Source organism: Siphonobacter sp., from assembly GCF_048595215.1.
In the GTDB taxonomy this organism is placed as follows: domain Bacteria; phylum Bacteroidota; class Bacteroidia; order Cytophagales; family Spirosomataceae; genus Siphonobacter.
This window is the reverse complement of record NZ_JBMDWJ010000351.1, coordinates 15,941-34,089: the sequence shown is the minus strand read 5'-3', so window position 1 is coordinate 34,089 and position 18,149 is coordinate 15,941. Positions and strand designations below refer to the sequence as shown.

Here is an 18,149-nt window from a genome sequence, read left to right as displayed (position 1 = left end):
GGATTACGCTTTTTACGAATAGACAAAACTTTAGCATGAAAAAAATAGCATTCAAGAAACCCATCATTGGTCTGTTAGGCTTGATGACTCTTGTTTCCTCCTGTAGTGATTTCGGCGACATGAACGTAGACCCGAACCGGGCTTCGGTTGCCAGCACCGCGGCATTATTAACGGGGGCAGAAACTAACTTTGGATTAGCCGTTACGGCCAGCGATGCTCAGCCTATTCTTTACGCTCAGCACTGGTCTGAAATTACCTATACCCAAAATTCTCGCTATCAGGGTACGGCTTTTAGCTACAATAACTTTTATGCCGGACCGCTTACGAGTTTGAATTATATCATCAAGGTAAACTCGGATGATGCGACGAAAGCTGGCGTTACAACCAATGGTTCCAATGCCAATCAGATTGCAGTAGCCCGGATTATTCGAGCTTACTTTTTCTCCGTATTGACGGATCGTTTCGGTGATATTCCTTACTCTCAGGCTTTGAAGGCAGAGCAGGATTTTACGCCTACTTTCGATGCTCAGAAGGATATTTACACGGATCTGTTCAAGGAACTGAAAGAAGCGGGAGCTCAGTTTGATGGCGGAACTGCGGTAAGAGGAGATATCATCCTGAGTGGTAATGCTACGCGTTGGAAAAAGTTTGCTGCTTCACTGCGGATGATTCTGGCCTTGCGTTTGTCCAAGGTAGATGCAACCAAGGGTAAAACCGAATTCGTAGCAGCCATGCAGGATGGCCCCCTGGCTTCCAATTCCGATAACGTTCGTTACAACTACACGGATACGTATCCGAACCCCTGGTTTGCTAGCTTTGTTACCTCAGGTCGTCTGGATTTTGCGGTAAGTGAGCCTTTGGTAAATTACCTAAAACCCCTTACGGATCCGCGTTTGCCCGCCTTCGCGGATAAAGCAACGACTTCTCAGGATTACGTAGGTATGCCTTACGGTCTAACGAACCCAACGTTGAAAGCAGCCGATGTTTCCCTTCCTAATGCTTCGTTACGTACGGTGATTACGGCTCCGGCCAATGTACTGACTTACTCGCAGGTACTGTTTAGTCAAGCAGAAGCTGTTAAATTAGGTTGGATTACGGGCGATGCCAAAGCCCTGTATGAAGCAGCGATCAAAGCTTCTATGGAGCAATGGGGTGTTTATACCGAAGCAGCTTATACAGCTTATATCGCCAAAGCAAATGTTGCATATTCGGATGCGAAAGCACTTGAACTGATTGGTACGCAAAAGTGGATTGCTCTGTATATGCAGGGTTACGAAGCCTGGTCAGAATGGCGGAGAACGGGTTACCCCAACTTCCTCAAACCTGCTCCTGGTGCCGCTAACAATAGCAAGCAGATTCCCTTACGTCAGGGTTATCCGACGACTGAGCGTGATTTGAACACGGAAAACTACAACGCGGTCATTTCTCGTCAGGGTCCCGATACGGATGCTACTCCCGTTTGGTGGGATAAGTAATCCTCTTCCAGTATAAACAAAAAGCCGGGCTTCTGACCCGGCTTTTTGCGTTTAAAACTCCCTCGCCACATTAAACCGAAAGCCGCCTACCCCATCCCGGGTAAAGGCATAATGAAAGCGAAAAACGGCATTGTACCACGTTACGATATCCAATCCCGCTCCGTAGCCGAGCATAAAGTGATTGGCGAAACGGCTATTGTAGTAACCGCGATATTGATTCCAGGCCTGCCCTCCGTCGAGGAAGATGTTGGGATAGATTTCAATCGGCAGGGTATTGAACTGACGAATTTTTCGCAGAGGTTTCAGGAATATCTTTCGCTCCAGCAACTGATACCGTAGCGTATTTTTCAAATACAAATAATGCTGTCCATCCACCGTAAACAGTTCGTAACCGCGAACCAGATCGTTTAAATAACCCAGCCCTCTCGTTTGTAAGTACGGCTGCAATTGCGGATAGGAAGTCTTGCCTTCAGCAACCGCCCCATAGTACCATTTGCCACCCACGGGCCGATACCGGGCAAAGCTAAGCGTGAGGTCGGTCAGATTGATTTGATCCTTCGGCAGTATTCCGTAACGATTGGCTACCACCCGAAAAACGAAACCCCGTAACGGATACTGAGCCTTGTCCCGGAAATCGTACGTATAGCCATAGGAGACTAAGAAATAGCGTTGCCGCGTTCTTTGCTGCAGAAAATAATTAGGATTTAGATCTACTACGGTATCCGCGATGGTATGCGTCGCGTAGCGAATCTCCAGATTCTGAAAGTCGTAATAGTGATTCCGACGGCTAAAAATAACGTTGGTATAAAAACGCTCCCGTAGTAAATCTTCACTGTGCAGATAAATCAGTTTGTCCCGATCAGTGCGATAGGCCAGATTTTTGGTGGTGTTGTAGGAAATGCCAAAAGTGACGCCCAGCTTCTGCTTGCGGTCGATGTACGGAATGCGATACGAAAAGTCAAAATAGCGGGCAAACCCAAACTCAAGATTGATTTTCAACTGTTCGGCCCGTCCCCGAAAGTTATAGTGCCGTAGATTTACGCCGTAGATCGTGCGACTTAAATCGCGGTTACGCTCGGTCCACCACTCATTAAAATTCCGGTCGGCCAACTGGAAAATGGGAAAGCCCAGAATGTACCATTGCTCTCGCAAGTCAAACTCAATGGTTGCCGTCCGCATTGAATCGACCCGCGGTTCCAGGTTGACTTTTGCTTCCGCCGTTACGAATAGGTTGGTATTAAAGACTTTCCGACGGTTTTTTTCCAACCGCTCCGGCAGCATTTCCAAAGACAGCGTATCCCCTTCCCTGAAATCCAACTCTCTACGAATAATGAAGTCTTTCGTACGCCGATTGCCCACTAGCCGAATTTCCCGCACAACTACGTAATTGGAATCAGGCAAGGCGGGGCTAAGTCCCTGAAAATGAAGCAAAGTACTAAATAAGGTGGCCAGCATAGGGGTTGGACTATACCTCAAAAGTATCCATTAAAGCTAGCATGAGCACCTTGAGAAATTTTCTGATTTTATTTTTAAAAAAATTTACGTAAAAAAATTCAACTATTTCTTTAGATGTTTCAATATTATTCGTATCATTGCATAAGAATTGTTACGGACAATGCCGCAGCGGTTCACCAAAATTGATACCAATCGTCAATGAATGACATTCAGCGACGTAAACGATATGGTTTTCAAATGGGAAGAAAGACCAATAACGGATTCGCCGATCTCTCTGAGATCGGCGAATTTTTGTTTTACGGCTAGTACGTTCTTCATACGCATAAAAAGAGCCCCGACATGGACCAATTCTCCATCGGGGCTCTTTTCCTTAGAATAGCTAACGATTCCTTACTGCTTCACGATCATTTTCACCGGAGCGTAGCCGTAGGCCAAAGCCGGGTACTGATCCATGATACGCCGGGTAGCCGTGCGTAATTCGCGTTCGGATAACGTGGTTTCTTTTTCAAAAAGGCCTGAAGCATAGCCCATCCACACGGAGCGGTTGAGCGTTTCATCCACCAGATGAATCAACAGCGTACCTTTCTTCAGTTTTTGATTCGCGTAAGCAGGATTGCTTTGCTTGAGTTTAAACTGGTCCGTGTACACGGAAAACAGCACGGATAAATCCCCTCCTTCTTCCATGGCTTTATAACCGCGGGCATTCATCTGCTTTTCAATTTCCTGTAGAATAATTCCCTGTTCATATTCCCCCAGGTTCTTTAAATCAGAACTTTTCAGGATAGAATACGTACGGTTATAGGCTAATGAAACTTGTTCGTCCAAAGTAGTATCGACTCGTACTTTACTCGTTGTACAGGCAGAGATTAGCAGCGTGCAAGCAACCAAATAGATAAATGTTTTCATCGCGAGTCAGCGTTAATTATGACGTAGACCCGAACTTAACCATTAATTCACTAAAATTTAACAATTTGGTAACATTAAAATTTAAATAGTCTGCGACTGTGTTTTAAAGAGATTAAAAATAAATATAAATACCAAATGATCAGTCCCTTACACTTACCATCGTAGGCCCTCCACTACGTCTCCGGCGGTAAGAGCAACCATCCCCCGGCGAGCAGCGGCCCGATCACCCGCCTCCCCGTGCCGATATACACCCAGAATAGCCGCTTCTTTGGGTTCTATCTTTTGAGCCAGTAAGGCGGTCAGTACGCCCGTCAGGACATCCCCCGTACCACCCGTTGCCATTCCGGCATTACCCGTAGAATTAAAATGGAATTCGCCATCGGGCGAGGCTACGACCGTATGCTGTCCTTTCAGTACTACCACTACCCGGTAGCGAGTACTAAAATCCTGAAGCAGTTGCAATTTTTCGTAATCATCTTTCCAGGGTTTTCCCAGCAAGCGTTCAAATTCTTTCGGATGAGGCGTCAGGATTGTCGTCGCGGGTAGCTGTTCTAACAAATCCCGCTCCTGAGACAAAATATTGAGAGCATCCGCGTCGATCACGCAGGGAATGTCCTGAGCCTGAGTGATCAATTGGCGAAGTAATTGCTGACTTGCTTTCGCCTGACCCATACCGGGGCCAATGCCCACCGCTGAGTACTTGCTTAACTCGTTGAGTTGCGTTAATTCCGTTTCGTGCTCGTCCGTCAGACACATTGCTTCCGGCACGGAAGTCTGGATAATCGTGTAACCACAACGGGGTACTTGCACCGTCAGTAATCCCACGCCACTCCGCAAGCAGGACCGGGAAGCCAGTACGGCGGCACCGATTTTGCCGTAGCTACCAGCCATCAACAAAGCGTGTCCGAACGTTCCTTTATTGGAGAATGACTCGCGATCTGAGAGTATGGGTACAGCCCGAGTATCAGTATAGAAATAAGGACTGGGCGTTTGTTCGACGTAAACCTGACTTAAGCCAATCTCTACTAAATGCCATTTCCCAACGTATGGAGCATTCTTGGGTTGAAGAAAAGCTAATTTCGGTACCTGGAAACTTACCGTATGCGTGGGTTGTACAATGACGTCATCCGGGCCATTCGCCTGATCGGCAAAGAGACCCGAAGCAATATCTACAGAGATTACTTCTGCTTTACTGGCGTTGATTTGCTGAATGGTATGAGCCAATAGACCCGAAGCGGCCCTTGTTAGGCCCGAACCTAACAGAGCATCAATAATTATACCCGTTTCATTCAAAGGCAGGGTCTGCGGATCCTCTAACCACTGTACACTAGCGAGGGATTCGTAACGTTGCAGGTTGATCTTGAAGTCGTCTGAACTGCGTTCGGAATGGCGAACCACGTACACGTGAGGCCGATACCCCGCCTGATACAGGAGCCGGGCAATCGCCAGTCCATCCCCGCCATTGTTACCCATACCGCAGAGGATAAAAATTTCCCGGTGCGTCTCGGCCAGTCCCGTACGCAGCAGCCACTCGGTAAACGCCCCCGCGGCCCGTTCCATTAAATCCACCGAAGTGATGGGTTCATTTGTGATCGTATACGCGTCCCATTGGCGTATTTGTTCTACGGTGAAAAGTTTCATGCTTACGTATTGAGTTAATCGGCCTGCCGTTACGGATCAGAATTTCAAGCTCCCCTTCTAGGTCTGCATCGCTGATAATCGAGGCAATTAACGAAAAAACCCTGCCTCGGCCAGCGGACCGAAGCAGGGTAATACGCAATGTACTCGTTTAAAATCTTACTCTTCGCGGTCTATTGAACTGCCTCCTGAGTGATTTTCTTCCACTTTCGCGTTGCCTTTGTACTGAATCCGGCTGGCTCCGGAAGCCGTGGCATTCAGTATGGTATTGGCCATCACATGAGCTTTGGAAGCTCCGGAAGCATCTACTTCCACTTCGTTAGCTTTGAGTGAAAACGCTTCCAGTTGTGAGGCTCCGGAAACATCCGCCTTGAGTATCTGAGCCGAGCCCAGTAAGGTAAGTCCGGCAGCTCCGTGTACCGTTACTTCCATTTTCTCGGCGTTAAGTCCCGAGAACGTGGCTTTAGAAGCTCCGGTCAGTTCAATGGCACCGACATTATCAAAACCCTTCACGATGGCTGATACGGCTCCGGTGAATTCTACGTTTTCCAGTTCCGGCATTTCAATCCGAATGCTTTGACGCCGATTCCGGAAACCGAATCCAAGTCGATTTTTACGATTGATCACCAGGGTATTCCCCGAAACCCGTACGTTTATATCATCGAGCTGGCGTTCGTTCTCAGCGTATACCGTCACTTTGTAGCTGCTTCCGCGTTTCACTTCGACGGCGTATCCACCAGAAATATCCAATTTGGAGAAGCCATCTAGGTTATATTCCTGAGGCGTACCCCGTCCGATTTCACTCTGGTACGAATGATCATTCTCATCCTGGTTGTAGGAATCTTCTTCTTCCTGCGGAACGTTACGGTTCAGGCAAATCAGTTCGCCATCCCGCGTGTATTGCCAGAGAGAACCTTCAAACTGATTGTTATCGAAAAGCTGCCGAGGGAAAACATTGGTTACGTAACGGGCGAAACTCTCCGTCATACTGAAGGTTTTTTCGTACGGGATGTACAGCTTCATCCGGAGTTCCTGAGCCCGGAACGGCGTACCTTCGGGTAGATCAAAATACTGATCAAAGGCAATGATCGAATCCCGCTGACTGACTTTGTGCGTGATTTGTGACGCAAAACGTTCGGCCTCTTTTCGGCTCTGACCACGACTGGAAAACTCTTCAATCAATTTAATTTCCGTTCCTTCGTAGGCTTCCAGGGTTAGGCTACCGTTGCGATGATCATCATAATCGTCGTCGTTCATGTCGAAGACGGGCGTTTGAGCCGTGGGTAAAAATGTCGTTTTTTCAACCGTACCGCGTCGAGCGAAATTAGCTACGTACTGCGGAATCATGATTGAAGACCCAATCGTACCGATTAGAAAGACGCCCAGTAGCGTTTGCCAAACCACGGGCCGGAAGTAATTCTGACGACCGAGTAAGGACAAGCCAGCGATACCCAACGCAATAGCTGGAGCGATTAATCCCAAAAAGCTGAATACAAACATCCACGGTGAAGCATCGCTTAACAGACCCACGGGAATATCCATGCCCATACGGGAGTGGTCGAGGCCGGAAAGACCCAGAGCAACGCCCAGCGTTACTACCAGTCCCAGAATAAAGGCCAAACTGATCAAGATCAACATCGCACCAGCGGCAATGCGAATGAGTACAAACAGGAAGTTAAAAAACGGTCCTAAGCCCTCAAAAACGGCCGCAATCGCCCGAAAAGGGAAGAGTAGAATCTTCGTAGCCGTACTTTCTACGGGCTGATTTTCTACGTTCAGCGTCTTCTTGATGTTAGTTTCAATATTGGTAAGCGTAATGGGCTCCCCCTGCATTTTCATGCGATCGGTAAGGGTCTTCGCCTGTGGCGTAATGATCCAAAGGACGAAGTACAGGATAAGACCTGAGCCAAACAGTAGAATACTCAGCACCCAAACAAAGCGAATGATTCCCAGATCCCAACCCGTGTAGGCAGCAACCCCGGCGGCAACTCCACCTAAGGCCTTTTTTTCGGGATCCCGGTAGAGTTTCCGTAATTTTTCATCTTCTTCCAGATTGGCATTACCGGGGAATGATACCCAGCAGGCCACGTAGATAATAAATATAATGCCACTGAGGGGACCAAAAACATCGCCTAAACCGGACATTCCACCGAAGACGGGCGTACCAATGAACAGCACCAGAGCCGCCAGCCGCACCCAAAGTGGATCGAAATTCAGGTAATGAGCAATCCCCGCACAGACGCCGCCCAGTACCTTGCGTTTGGTATCGCGGTACAGGCGTTTCTGAACCGGAGGAACTGTCGTTTGGGTAGCCCCTGCCGTCGTATACGTGGACTGCGACGAGGCTTTAGGCGTACCGAAATCTTCATCCTCTTCCAAGGCTTCAAAATCGGCTACCGTACCCATGGCCTGAATCAACTCCTCGACATCCTCGGAGGTGATGGCCCGTTTTTCATCTTTTTTGACCTTTTCGTAGAATTTTTCGGCGATCCGGGCTTCAATGTCCTCGATGATTTCGGCACTGCCTTCGTACGAAGAAAAATAGCGTTTAATGGACTCCAGATAGCCTTGCAGGCGGTCGTAGCCGTCTTCTTCGATGTAGAAAACAACTCCCGCAATGGTGATGGATATGGTCTTTTTCATTGGTTCAATGACTGAATGTTAGCATGATAGCAGACAGGAACGGGATACGCCGTTGGTCTTATTCGCCCTTCGATTCTTTCGCCACAATTTCATTTACTGAAAACTGAAGTTCTTCCCAAGTAGTCTGTAGCTGAGACAGGAACAGGCGGCCGCTTTCAGTCAGGATATAATATTTTCGTGGGGGCCCGGAAGAAGACTCTACCCATTTATAATCCAGCAAACCCGAGTTTTTTAGGCGGGTAAGAAGCGGGTAGAGAGTACCTTCTACGACCATAATTTTGGCCGCAGTCAGCTCCTCGAGCATAGTAGAGGCGTAGACCTCTCCCCGCGAGATGATGTGCAGAATGCAGTATTCCAGGATTCCCTTCCGCATTTGCACTTGAGCATTTTCCAGGTTCATTTCGCGTGATGTTTAAACAGGTTCGGGAAGAGCTCATTTCATTCCTTGATCAAGTGGACTGAGCAGGCTATTCCTCCCGAAGCCTAATCCGGTTTCTGAAACAAAAGTAATAGCAGGTACTTTGTTATGCAAGGTAGTTGGCAAAATAATTTTATTCCTGCCTATATATAGGAAGAATGGCTCAAATACGGGATGAAATGCAAGTGAGTAGTAAAAGCGTTCTTTTCAGGAAAACCTTCTACTTTTGCCGTCATGACACCAACCCAGCGACTACAGAATATTGATGCTCTTCGGGGAATAGCCTCGCTGTCGATCTGCGTATTGCACCTGGGGACCGATCAGTTATTTCCCCCGGAATTTGTGCTGGTACGGCTCCTGTACCACAATCCATTCAATGTGCTGGTCTTTCGTATCATTAGCGGCTATGTCATTATTCAATCTTTAGCTGATCAACAGTACCAATGGCGTAACCTTGGTTCATTTCTAAAACGACGTTACGTACGCTTAGAACCCGCTTTTATCCTTTCCGTATTGCTAGTGGTTTTTCTCAACTATCTTTCTTCTACTGCTTCCAATTACGCGGGTTCTGCTTTTCAGCTCAACTTTCCCGTCATAGTCACCAACTTAGTACACCTCAACTCTTTGTTTGATTACCCTTTTCTGAATGCCTCGTACTGGACCTTGTTTGTAGAATGGCAGTTTTATCTGTTGATAGGGTTAGCCGCACCTTCTTTTTTGAAAGCTTCTCCTACCCAGCAAAGCATCGGGCTGGTACTGCTATCCAGTTTAGGAATCTTTACGGATAATCACCTTTCCGTATTCCACGACGGTTCCTTATTTGCTTTGGGAATTTTAGCGTGGCAACGGCACCGTACACCAATCACAGCCTCGACTTTTTGGTGGACGTTTTTTGCCTTGGTATGCATTTCGGCCTACACGCACCGATCCGATCTCGTCCATTTGTTAGGCGTATTGTTTGCGTTCTTCGTTGTTGTTTTTCGGCTATCGTTTCGCTTCCCTCGGTTTTTGGGTCAGATTTCGTATGCTTTGTTTTTAACTCATTTACCCATCGGTACCCGTTTCACTCATTTAACCAGCCGCTATTACACAAGCCTCGAATCTCGCTTGCTTATTTTAATGCTGGGGGTTCTGTTGTGTATCGCCTTTGCCTACCTTTTTCACTATACGGTGGAGAAGTTTTTCCAAAAAAAGTTTAAACATGTTCTCTTCAGAACGTTGTATCTAGCATGAAGCTCGTCTTTTCTCCAGGGTATAAGCTACTGGTTTTGGGGGCTTTTTACACCTTACTGATTTGTGGAATCATTCCCTTCGCCCCCAACCAGGGGTGCTCGCCGGATTCGTACGCTTATCTGGAATCAGCCTTAGCTTTATCAAACGGAGAAGGGTATCAATGGCACGGTAGCTGGAATGCCCTTTGGCCCCTGGGCTACTCGGCTTGTATTGCCTGCGTGCATTTACTACTGCCCGTTTCGCTTCTCTGGGCCTCTAAACTAGTCAACCTCCTAGCTCTTTATGTACTCCTGTACGCACTACACCGAACCTATGGTGACCGGGCCTACATTCTAGGCTTCGCTCTGGGGTATTTTACGAAAATGGCCGTTTATACCTGGTCAGAAACCTTGTTTATCGTCATTCTGGTGTTGGTTTGTTTGCAACTCTATCACCATTGGAAGCATGAGTCAGCTAATTCCTTTTATTTTCTTGGCTTAAGCTATGCTGCCTTCCTAGTACGTTACATCGGTGGCTTTGTGGGCGTGAGTTTGGCAATCGCAGCCGCGTATTTTCAGTACACCCAATCATACCGCCGGGCTCAATGGTCGTTACGTATGGCCAGTACGTTAGCAGTAGGCTATAGCTTGTATTTTGGAATAAACCTCTGGCAGGGTAGTTCATTATGGGGTGGTGCACGCTTCGTGGAAACGGAACCTTTACCCACTCTTTTAGGAGGAATTGCTCAAGGATGGTTCAACGAGTTTGTGTTACTGAGGGACGCTCCCGTGGAGGATACACTGCTTTGGATAGCCCTAGGGATACAAGTAATTCTCTTGACTTACCTTTTTAAAATTTACTCCTGGAAAGACGTATCGTTTAGCCTCTCCAGACCCAGTATATACCTCTACGTAGGAGGCTTGTATGGCTTGATCATTACCTCTTTACGCCTCCTCAGCCCGTTTGATCCCTTGAACTATCGGCTATTGGCTCCGGCTACGTTACTGGGGTGCCTAGCCGCCTTGGACTGGCTTTCTTCCCCCCTACGAGCAAAGCAGTGGGCAAAAGTAAAAACACCCATACTCGTATTTTTCATAATGATTCCGCTTACGAATTTACTACCCAAAGAATTGTTTAAATTGCGTACTTTATTCCAACTTATTATCCCTAATCTATAATTCACCTGTATGTTAGCCAACCGTTATACTTTATATATTATTCTTATTGGTTTGCTGCTATTCAGCCGAAGCTACGGCCAGCAGGGCCGATTTGGTAATGAATGGATTAACTACGAACAGACGTATTTCAAAATTCCGGTCTGGGAGAAAGGCGTTTACCGTATTCCTTATGATCAGCTACGACAAGCTGGGTTTCCGGTTGAAAAGAATCCCGCCTCTTACCAACTCTTCAAACAAGGTACGGAGCAGGCTATTACGGTAAATGGGCAAGCGGATGGAAAGTTTGACTCCAGCGACTACGTTGAATTTTACGGCGTTCCCAATGACGGTAGCCGGGATGCCTCGCTATACCGGGACCCGAAGCTTCAGACGAATCCGAAAGTAAGTTTATTCAGCGATACGACTTACTACTACTTAACCTACCGACTTGATAATCAACCTGGAAAACGAATGGAAACCGTAGCGGCTCAAGCTCCGGGACCCTTGCAAGCCGAACCCTTTCATTGGCAGGATGAGCTTCTGTTGTTTAAAGCGGGTTATCCCGTCGGTCCTACGTATCCAATTGGCGTACGTTATCTTTCAGGAATGACGATTAGCTCTTATGAAGTTGGAAAAGGGTATACAGATGCACGAATCAATAATGGACAAAGTAAGAATTATACCTTTTCGCTTTCCAATCCCTATACGGCAGGCGATAAACCTATATTAGAATTGTCTGTGTATGGAGGTACCGCTGATCCGCATAAACTTGAAATTCGGGGTGGAATCAGTGCGACTCAGAACCGGCTTTTGGGAACAATTGCCTATACCAATTACGATCTCAAGTTATTCAAGACTGACCTCGAGTGGACGGATGTATCGGCCCAGTCACACGTTTTAAATGTTCTTTCTACCAAAGGAACCTTTGAAAATGAGTCTAATTACGTCGTTTATACGCAACTTTCGTACCCCCAAGCCCTCACCATGCAGGGCGTGAGTATGGGTAAAACATTGCGGCTACGGGCCAATACGACGGGCACTTCCTTGATCCAGCTTGGCTCCGCTACCGGAAGCGATCAAATTTATGACATCACCCAGCCGGACCAGATTCGCCGCATTAGCGGTACCTTAACCAATGGCGTTTTATCGGCGGTCATTCCACAGACTACTTCCGGTCGAAATCTTTGGGTGAATCGAGAAACCAGAACTGTAGCTACGATTCAACGCATCGGTTTCCGTAAGATTGATCCTACGAAAAGCAATTACCTCATTGTTACCAATAAACGTTTGCAGAAACCAGCGGGTGGTTACGCCGACATTGTGAAAGAATACGCTGCCTATCGGGCCTCGGCAGCCGGTGGCAAACACGATACGCTGGTAGTAGATATTGATTTATTAGCCAATCAATTTAATTACGGAGAACGCAGTGGCGTGGCCATTCGACACTTTGCGGATTACATGATTCAAAACGGCAAACCCGAGCACCTCTTTTTGATAGGCAAGACCATAGCTCCCCAGTTTTATCGCTTCATCGGTGACTTTTACCAAAATAATCTCGTGCCCGCTGGTGGCTGGCCCGGCTCTGACTGGGTTACGGTGGAAGGACTAACGGGCGAAAAAGACATTCCGGGCATCCCGGTGGGTCGTTTGAGCGTTACTACGCCCAATGAAGTATTAGCCTATTTAAATAAAGTAAAAGAGTACGAACATCAGGAACCTGCCTTATGGCGTAAATCCTTTCTTCACTTAAGTGGGGGTAAAACTACGGGCGAACTCAATTTATTCCGCAACTACGTTGAGAGCTACAAGACGATTGCAGAAAAGAATAATTTAGGCGGAAAAGTATCCATCACTTCCAAAAAAACGGATGATCCGGTTGAGTTTATCAATATCTCAGGTCCCGTCAATCAAGGTTTAGGCATTGTTACCTTTTTTGGTCACGCTGCTGCTCAAATCTCCGACATCGATGTAGGATACGTGACCAATGAGTCGCTGGGATACCGGAATAAAGGGAAGTACCCGATCATGATCATCAATGGTTGTGACGCTGGTAACATTTTCGATAACAACTTGGCAGCTGTACCCCTCAGCTCCGATTGGGTGAATACGGCTGATCGGGGGGCTATCCTGGCTCTTGCGACCAGTTTCAGCGGTTTTCCTACCTATCTGAACGGCTATTCCACGGCCCTCTACGACCAGATGTTCAAAAACGAATTGGGTCTGGGCCAATCGTTTGGAGTATCCTTACTTAATGCGATTCGTAGCTATTTAAAAGCCTATCCTGGTGAAATGGCTTTGGGTCACTCTCAACAGTTTGTGCTACAGGGTGATCCCGCGATTGTTCCTTTTCCCTATACGAAACCCGACTACGCCGTTACTAATTCTGGCCTATTTCTAAAAGGATTTGATGGAAAAGAAGTCGTAGCCAGTGCCGACTCTTTCCGCGTAGGCATGGTGGTGAGTAACCTCGGTCGGAACCTAGCCAAGTCATTTAGCATCAGTCTGAAACGAACGCTCTCTAACGGTCGTGAAATCGACCTGGGTTCGCGTCAGTACGCCCCGGTCGCCTATCAGGATACGTTGTACTTCACCGTAGCCAATGCAGCCAACAGCGGCGGTACCAACCGCTTTGATGTGACGATCGATGCGACCAACCAAATTGATGAATTAAACAAACAAAACAACAAAGCATTCCTTAGTTTGGCTCTACCCGGTTCGTTGGCCCGGCCTGTCCTACCCCACGATTTTGCCATTGTCGGTACGCAGGAAAACGGTACGCCAACGGCTCGTCTGATGGCGGAATATACGCCAACGAATGCCAGCGTAACATCGGGCAACATCCTCTTCGAACTGGATACATCGGCAGCCTTCACCAGTACATTCAAGAAAACAACGACATTGCCTTCCAGTAATGCCGAAGGCTGGAAAGTTGCTCTGCTTGCTTCTGACAGCACCGTCTATTACTGGCGGGTACGCGATGCCGATCAGGCCGTGAGCGGTACCAACCAGTGGTCCACGTATTCATTCACGTATATCAAAGGCGTGGAAGACGGCTGGGCTCAAAGTCAATCGACGCAGTTCGAAAACGTACTGACTGATCAGGTGTTGTTGCGAAACGGCCGCTGGGATTTTTCGGGATCGGTCACGGCGGGTGTCCTGACCTCTTCGCTCATTGGTCCTACCACTCGTTGGGGTGCCATTCGCCAGCAGGTTACTAAAAATACGCAGCAAAAGTCTTCCCTGGACGTATACGGCGTAGACGCCCGAGGTACTGAAACCCTATTGATCACCAATCTCACCTCAACGTTGATTGACATCAGTAAGATTGATGCCAAACAGTATCCGTATTTGCGATTGCGGGAAAAAATCAGTGGTCCTACGGCTCCACAATTGAAACGCTGGCTGGTTTCGTATCAAGGTGTTCCGGAAGGAGCCTTGTACGTACAGGGACGTACTTCGTACCTGTCCACACTACCGCTGACGCTGGAAGAAGGAGCTTCGTTTACGCAGGCCCTGAATTTCAATGTACTCAGTACCGCCACTTTTACCGATTCGCTGCTGGTCACCGAAACCCTCACGAATGCCGCGGCCAGTGTAACCACCACGAAACAATACCGGGTACCCGCGGCTAAGTCGATTCCCCTGTCACTGACGTACCGGAATTTGCAGGCTGGTGAAAATCGTCTTTCGATTAGCGTCAATCCCCAGGTGTTACCTGAAGTAAGCTATACCAACAATACCGTTACGTTCGCTCTAAACGTGCAGGCCGACCGTACGGCACCGACGCTGGAAGTGACGTTTGATGGCCGAACGATCCGCGAAGGGGATTATGTTTCGGCGAATCCGGTGATCGTCGTTCGCGTGAAAGATTCCAATAAATACGCCATTAAACAGGATACGGTAGGCGTAAACTTGTACTGGCAGCAACCCGAAGGTGCGTTGCAACGCCTTTCCTACAAAAACCCAAACATGAAATGGGATACACTGGCAGGGAATGAATTCCGGGTAACCTACCAACCTAAAAATCTGGCCGAGGGCACGTATTTCTTCCAAGCCCAGGGTAGCGATGTTGCCGGTAACAATGCGGGAGCTTTGCCTTACGCCATCCATTTTCAAGTTAAAGCGGAAACGGGACTCCAACAGTTTATGGTTAGTCCAAACCCGCTGGAACTCTATACCCGATTTAACCTGGTACTGACGGGCGACAGCGTACCCGATGCCATGACCATTGAGATTATGACGCTTCAGGGCCAATTGCTGCGTATCCTCAGTAACGAAACCCAGCCTCTGCGAGTAGGAGCTAACGAATATTTCTGGAACGGAACCGATCATCAAGGTAACCGACTTCCGCCCGGTACGTATATCTACCGACTAAAATTGAGTCAGAACGGTCAATCCTATCCAATTATTGATCCAGCTTTTAAGGCAACGGGTCGCGTGGTTATCGTTCGCTAGTACATTATAAAAGCAAGAAGTCCGAAGCAGTACTGCGTCGGACTTCTTGCTTTTTATGCATACCACCCTTAATCCAGTCGGCCCAGCGGAAAAATCAGCGTAGGAATTGGACTGTGTAGCAATAGCTTTTTAGACTTACTGGGATTCACGATCTGCGTAAACAGATTTCGGTGGTGGGAACTCATCACCAGCAAATCGGCTTCCGTATCGTGCAGCAATTCCTGAATGCCCTCTTCTACGGAGTCCGCCTTTCGCTGCAATACGGTAGTATGACGGTCGGGAAACGCCATTCGAATTTCGTCCATCAGTTCTTCATCGGAGTTAACACTAGGCTCGTGATTGGCCTGTACGTTAATAATCTGTACCGTTGCTCCCATGTAATCCGCCCAGCGATACAAATCCTTCAGTACGTGCGTTTCCGTAAACTCAAGCTGTGTAGCGTAGGCAATCTTAGTAAATCCACGTTGCAAAAACTCCGACGGCACCATCAGCAGGGGTACGGTCAAATCATTCACCAACTGCGTAGCGGTACTGCCAAATAAGTCGGATAGCCAGCTATCGGATTCACTCCGACCCAAAATGACCAGATCAATGGCGTGGGATTCTACCATATCCTTGACTACGGGTCCTACGGGGCCGAGTTCAAGGTAAATTTCCGGAGCCAGGCCCCGGCCCCGCATTTCTTCGGTCAGTGCATCCAGTTGGGTCTGGGCGGAAAGCCGATAGGTTTCCTCCCACTCCACCGTCACGGGCGGACCGCTTACGGTTTCGGTCATCGGGTAAACCGGTAGATACGTATGCAGGACGTGTAACGCTGCTCCGCTTTTAGAAGCCAGGAAAATTGCGGATTCAAGAGCAGGCCGTGAATTTTCGGTAAAATCAACCGCGACAAGAATATTTTTCATAGAAGTTGAGGATTAACGAGCCGAAATGAATACTTTTTTGTTAGCAAGACAAAGGTAACAGGTTAAAAAATTGTCATCATTTCACGAAAATCAGGTATAGTGATGACCCTTTTCATATTAAATTACAGGAAGGTTTTTATTTTCGCCTTTCCAAACGAGCCGCACCGAGTATGACGGAAGAGACCAAAGAAGTTAAGTCCCTAAATTTCTTAGAAGAAATTGTTGAAAACGATCTCCGTGAAAATAAAAACGGAGGCCGTGTCCTGACGCGTTTTCCACCCGAACCAAACGGGTATCTACACCTAGGTCACGCCAAGAGCATTTGTCTGAATTTTGGATTAGCCCAGAAATACGGCGGACAAACCAATTTACGCTTTGATGATACCAATCCGATTACGGAAGATACCGAATACGTAGATTCGATCAAGGCGGACGTTCGCTGGCTTGGCTTTGACTGGGCCGCAGAACTATACGCTTCCGACTACTTTGCTCAGCTGTACGAATTTGCAAAAAAATTGATCCAGTTGGGCCTGGCTTACGTGGATGATTCCACAGCAGAGGCCATTGCCAGCCAGAAAGGTACTCCCACCGAACCCGGCCAGGAAAGTCCGTTCCGGCATCGTTCAATCGAAGAAAATCTGGATTTATTTGAGCGAATGAAAGCCGGTGAATTTCCGGATGGCAGTCGGGTACTGCGGGCCAAAATCGACATGGCTTCGCCTAACATGCACTTCCGCGATCCGGTGATTTACCGTATTAAACACGCCCACCACCACCGGACGAGCAACGAATGGTGCATCTATCCAATGTACGATTTTGCTCACGGGCAATCGGATTCGATTGAGAACATTACTCATTCCATCTGTACGCTGGAGTTCATTCCGCACCGTCCGTTGTACGACTGGTTTATTGAGAAATTAGATATTTTCCCCTCCCACCAGTACGAGTTTGCCCGTTTGAACCTAACCTATACGGTGATGAGCAAGCGGAAACTCAAGCAATTAGTCGAAGAAGGACATGTAGCAGGCTGGGACGATCCGCGAATGCCCACACTTTCGGGTGCTCGTCGTCGGGGATATACGCCCGAAGCCATTCGCGATTTCTGCGAGCGTATCGGCGTAGCCAAACGTGACAACCTGATTGATGTCGGCTTACTGGAATTTTGCGTACGTGAACAGTTGAACAAAACGGCCACGCGGGTCATGGTTGTACTTGATCCCGATCCGATCAAAGTAGTCATCACGAACTATCCAGAAGGACAAACGGAGGAGCTTTCGATTGAAAACAATCCTGAGAACCCCGAAGAAGGCAATCGGGCCGTCACGTTCTCCCGCGAAATTCTGGTTGAACGCGAAGATTTCATGGAAAATCCGCCGAAGAAATTCTTCCGGTTGGCTCCCGGCAATCGCGTACGACTGAAAGGGGCGTACATTATCGAATGCAACGAGGTAGTGAAAGACGCCGAAGGCAAAGTAACCGAACTGCACTGTACCTACGTTCCGGAAAGTAAATCTGGTTCGGATACGTCTGGATTGAAAGTACAAGGTACGATTCACTGGGTTAACGCGGCAGATGCCGTACCCGTAGAAGTACGCTTGTACGACCGTCTGTTCCAGGTGGAAGATTTAGCGGAAGCAGAAGGCGATTTCAAAGATCACCTGAACCCCAATTCACTGCAAGTGGTACAGGCCTTCGCCGAACCTAGCCTACGGGAGGCCAGTGGTAAAGCGTATCAGTTTTTGCGGAAGGGCTATTTCAATTTGGATACCGATTCGACAGAAGATCGTCTGATTTTTAACCGTACCGTAGGTCTGAAAGACTCCTGGGCTAAAGACCAGAAGAAGAAATAATATCCTATTCCTATACAAACGAGTTCCTAAGTTAA

Annotated in this window: 11 protein-coding genes; 5 read left to right on the top strand and 6 right to left on the bottom strand. The window is 47.9% G+C overall.

Annotated elements, in window-relative coordinates:
• Positions 1 to 35 precede the first annotated feature (35 nt).
• The gene (locus ACOJTG_RS21815; RefSeq protein WP_420155744.1) at positions 36 to 1,475 is read left to right on the top strand and encodes a SusD/RagB family nutrient-binding outer membrane lipoprotein; all 1,440 of its coding nucleotides are present in this window, start codon (positions 36 to 38) and stop codon (positions 1,473 to 1,475) included.
• A gap of 51 nt (positions 1,476 to 1,526) precedes the next feature.
• Here the strand turns inward: ACOJTG_RS21815 and ACOJTG_RS21810 are convergent, their stop codons facing one another.
• From ACOJTG_RS21810 to ACOJTG_RS21790, 5 genes are all read right to left on the bottom strand, one after another.
• Positions 1,527 to 2,930 (bottom strand): BamA/TamA family outer membrane protein, encoded by a 1,404-nt coding sequence (locus ACOJTG_RS21810; protein ID WP_420155743.1) that lies wholly within the window; start codon positions 2,928 to 2,930, stop codon positions 1,527 to 1,529.
• 390 nt (positions 2,931 to 3,320) lie between these two features.
• The gene (locus ACOJTG_RS21805; protein WP_420155742.1) at positions 3,321 to 3,836 is read right to left on the bottom strand and encodes a DUF4136 domain-containing protein; all 516 of its coding nucleotides are present in this window, start codon (positions 3,834 to 3,836) and stop codon (positions 3,321 to 3,323) included.
• Between the two features lie 153 nt (positions 3,837 to 3,989).
• Positions 3,990 to 5,477 (bottom strand): NAD(P)H-hydrate dehydratase, encoded by a 1,488-nt coding sequence (locus tag ACOJTG_RS21800; protein WP_420155741.1) that lies wholly within the window; start codon positions 5,475 to 5,477, stop codon positions 3,990 to 3,992.
• A gap of 156 nt (positions 5,478 to 5,633) precedes the next feature.
• On the bottom strand, positions 5,634 to 8,117 hold the full coding sequence (locus ACOJTG_RS21795; RefSeq protein WP_420155740.1) for a PspC domain-containing protein: 2,484 nt from the start codon (positions 8,115 to 8,117) through the stop codon (positions 5,634 to 5,636).
• Positions 8,118 to 8,175: 58 nt separating this feature from the next.
• Positions 8,176 to 8,517 carry a PadR family transcriptional regulator gene (locus ACOJTG_RS21790; protein ID WP_420155739.1) on the bottom strand — a complete coding sequence of 114 codons (342 nt, stop codon included), beginning with the start codon at positions 8,515 to 8,517 and terminating at the stop codon, positions 8,176 to 8,178.
• Positions 8,518 to 8,769: 252 nt separating this feature from the next.
• Between ACOJTG_RS21790 and ACOJTG_RS21785 the strand changes: the two genes are divergently transcribed.
• Genes ACOJTG_RS21785 through ACOJTG_RS21775 form a run of 3 tightly spaced genes read left to right on the top strand, consistent with a single transcriptional unit; the run spans position 8,770 to position 15,359 of the window.
• Entirely contained in the window at positions 8,770 to 9,768 is a 999-nt protein-coding gene (locus ACOJTG_RS21785) for an acyltransferase family protein (protein WP_420155738.1), read from the top strand.
• Positions 9,765 to 10,925 (top strand): hypothetical protein, encoded by a 1,161-nt coding sequence (locus tag ACOJTG_RS21780; protein WP_420155737.1) that lies wholly within the window; start codon positions 9,765 to 9,767, stop codon positions 10,923 to 10,925. Before ACOJTG_RS21785 ends, ACOJTG_RS21780 begins: the two co-directional genes overlap by 4 nt.
• A gap of 9 nt (positions 10,926 to 10,934) precedes the next feature.
• A complete protein-coding gene (locus ACOJTG_RS21775) occupies positions 10,935 to 15,359 on the top strand; it encodes a C25 family cysteine peptidase (protein WP_420155736.1) in 4,425 nt (1,474 codons plus the stop codon).
• Between the two features lie 68 nt (positions 15,360 to 15,427).
• Here ACOJTG_RS21775 and ACOJTG_RS21770 read toward each other — a convergent pair whose 3' ends face one another.
• On the bottom strand, positions 15,428 to 16,264 hold the full coding sequence (locus tag ACOJTG_RS21770) for a universal stress protein (RefSeq protein ID WP_420155735.1): 837 nt from the start codon (positions 16,262 to 16,264) through the stop codon (positions 15,428 to 15,430).
• A 170-nt stretch (positions 16,265 to 16,434) separates the two neighbouring features.
• Between ACOJTG_RS21770 and ACOJTG_RS21765 the strand changes: the two genes are divergently transcribed.
• Entirely contained in the window at positions 16,435 to 18,114 is a 1,680-nt protein-coding gene (locus ACOJTG_RS21765; protein ID WP_420155734.1) for a glutamine--tRNA ligase/YqeY domain fusion protein, read from the top strand.
• The last annotated feature ends 35 nt before the right edge of the window (positions 18,115 to 18,149 follow it).

Coding starts and splice junctions, on each gene's coding strand:
- ACOJTG_RS21815 (WP_420155744.1), top strand. CDS start 36: ATGAAAAAAATAGCATTCAAGAAACCCATCATTGGTCTGTTAGGCTTG.
- ACOJTG_RS21810 (WP_420155743.1), bottom strand. CDS start 2,930: ATGCTGGCCACCTTATTTAGTACTTTGCTTCATTTTCAGGGACTTAGC.
- ACOJTG_RS21805 (WP_420155742.1), bottom strand. CDS start 3,836: ATGAAAACATTTATCTATTTGGTTGCTTGCACGCTGCTAATCTCTGCC.
- ACOJTG_RS21800 (WP_420155741.1), bottom strand. CDS start 5,477: ATGAAACTTTTCACCGTAGAACAAATACGCCAATGGGACGCGTATACG.
- ACOJTG_RS21795 (WP_420155740.1), bottom strand. CDS start 8,117: ATGAAAAAGACCATATCCATCACCATTGCGGGAGTTGTTTTCTACATC.
- ACOJTG_RS21790 (WP_420155739.1), bottom strand. CDS start 8,517: ATGAACCTGGAAAATGCTCAAGTGCAAATGCGGAAGGGAATCCTGGAA.
- ACOJTG_RS21785 (WP_420155738.1), top strand. CDS start 8,770: ATGACACCAACCCAGCGACTACAGAATATTGATGCTCTTCGGGGAATA.
- ACOJTG_RS21780 (WP_420155737.1), top strand. CDS start 9,765: ATGAAGCTCGTCTTTTCTCCAGGGTATAAGCTACTGGTTTTGGGGGCT.
- ACOJTG_RS21775 (WP_420155736.1), top strand. CDS start 10,935: ATGTTAGCCAACCGTTATACTTTATATATTATTCTTATTGGTTTGCTG.
- ACOJTG_RS21770 (WP_420155735.1), bottom strand. CDS start 16,264: ATGAAAAATATTCTTGTCGCGGTTGATTTTACCGAAAATTCACGGCCT.
- ACOJTG_RS21765 (WP_420155734.1), top strand. CDS start 16,435: ATGACGGAAGAGACCAAAGAAGTTAAGTCCCTAAATTTCTTAGAAGAA.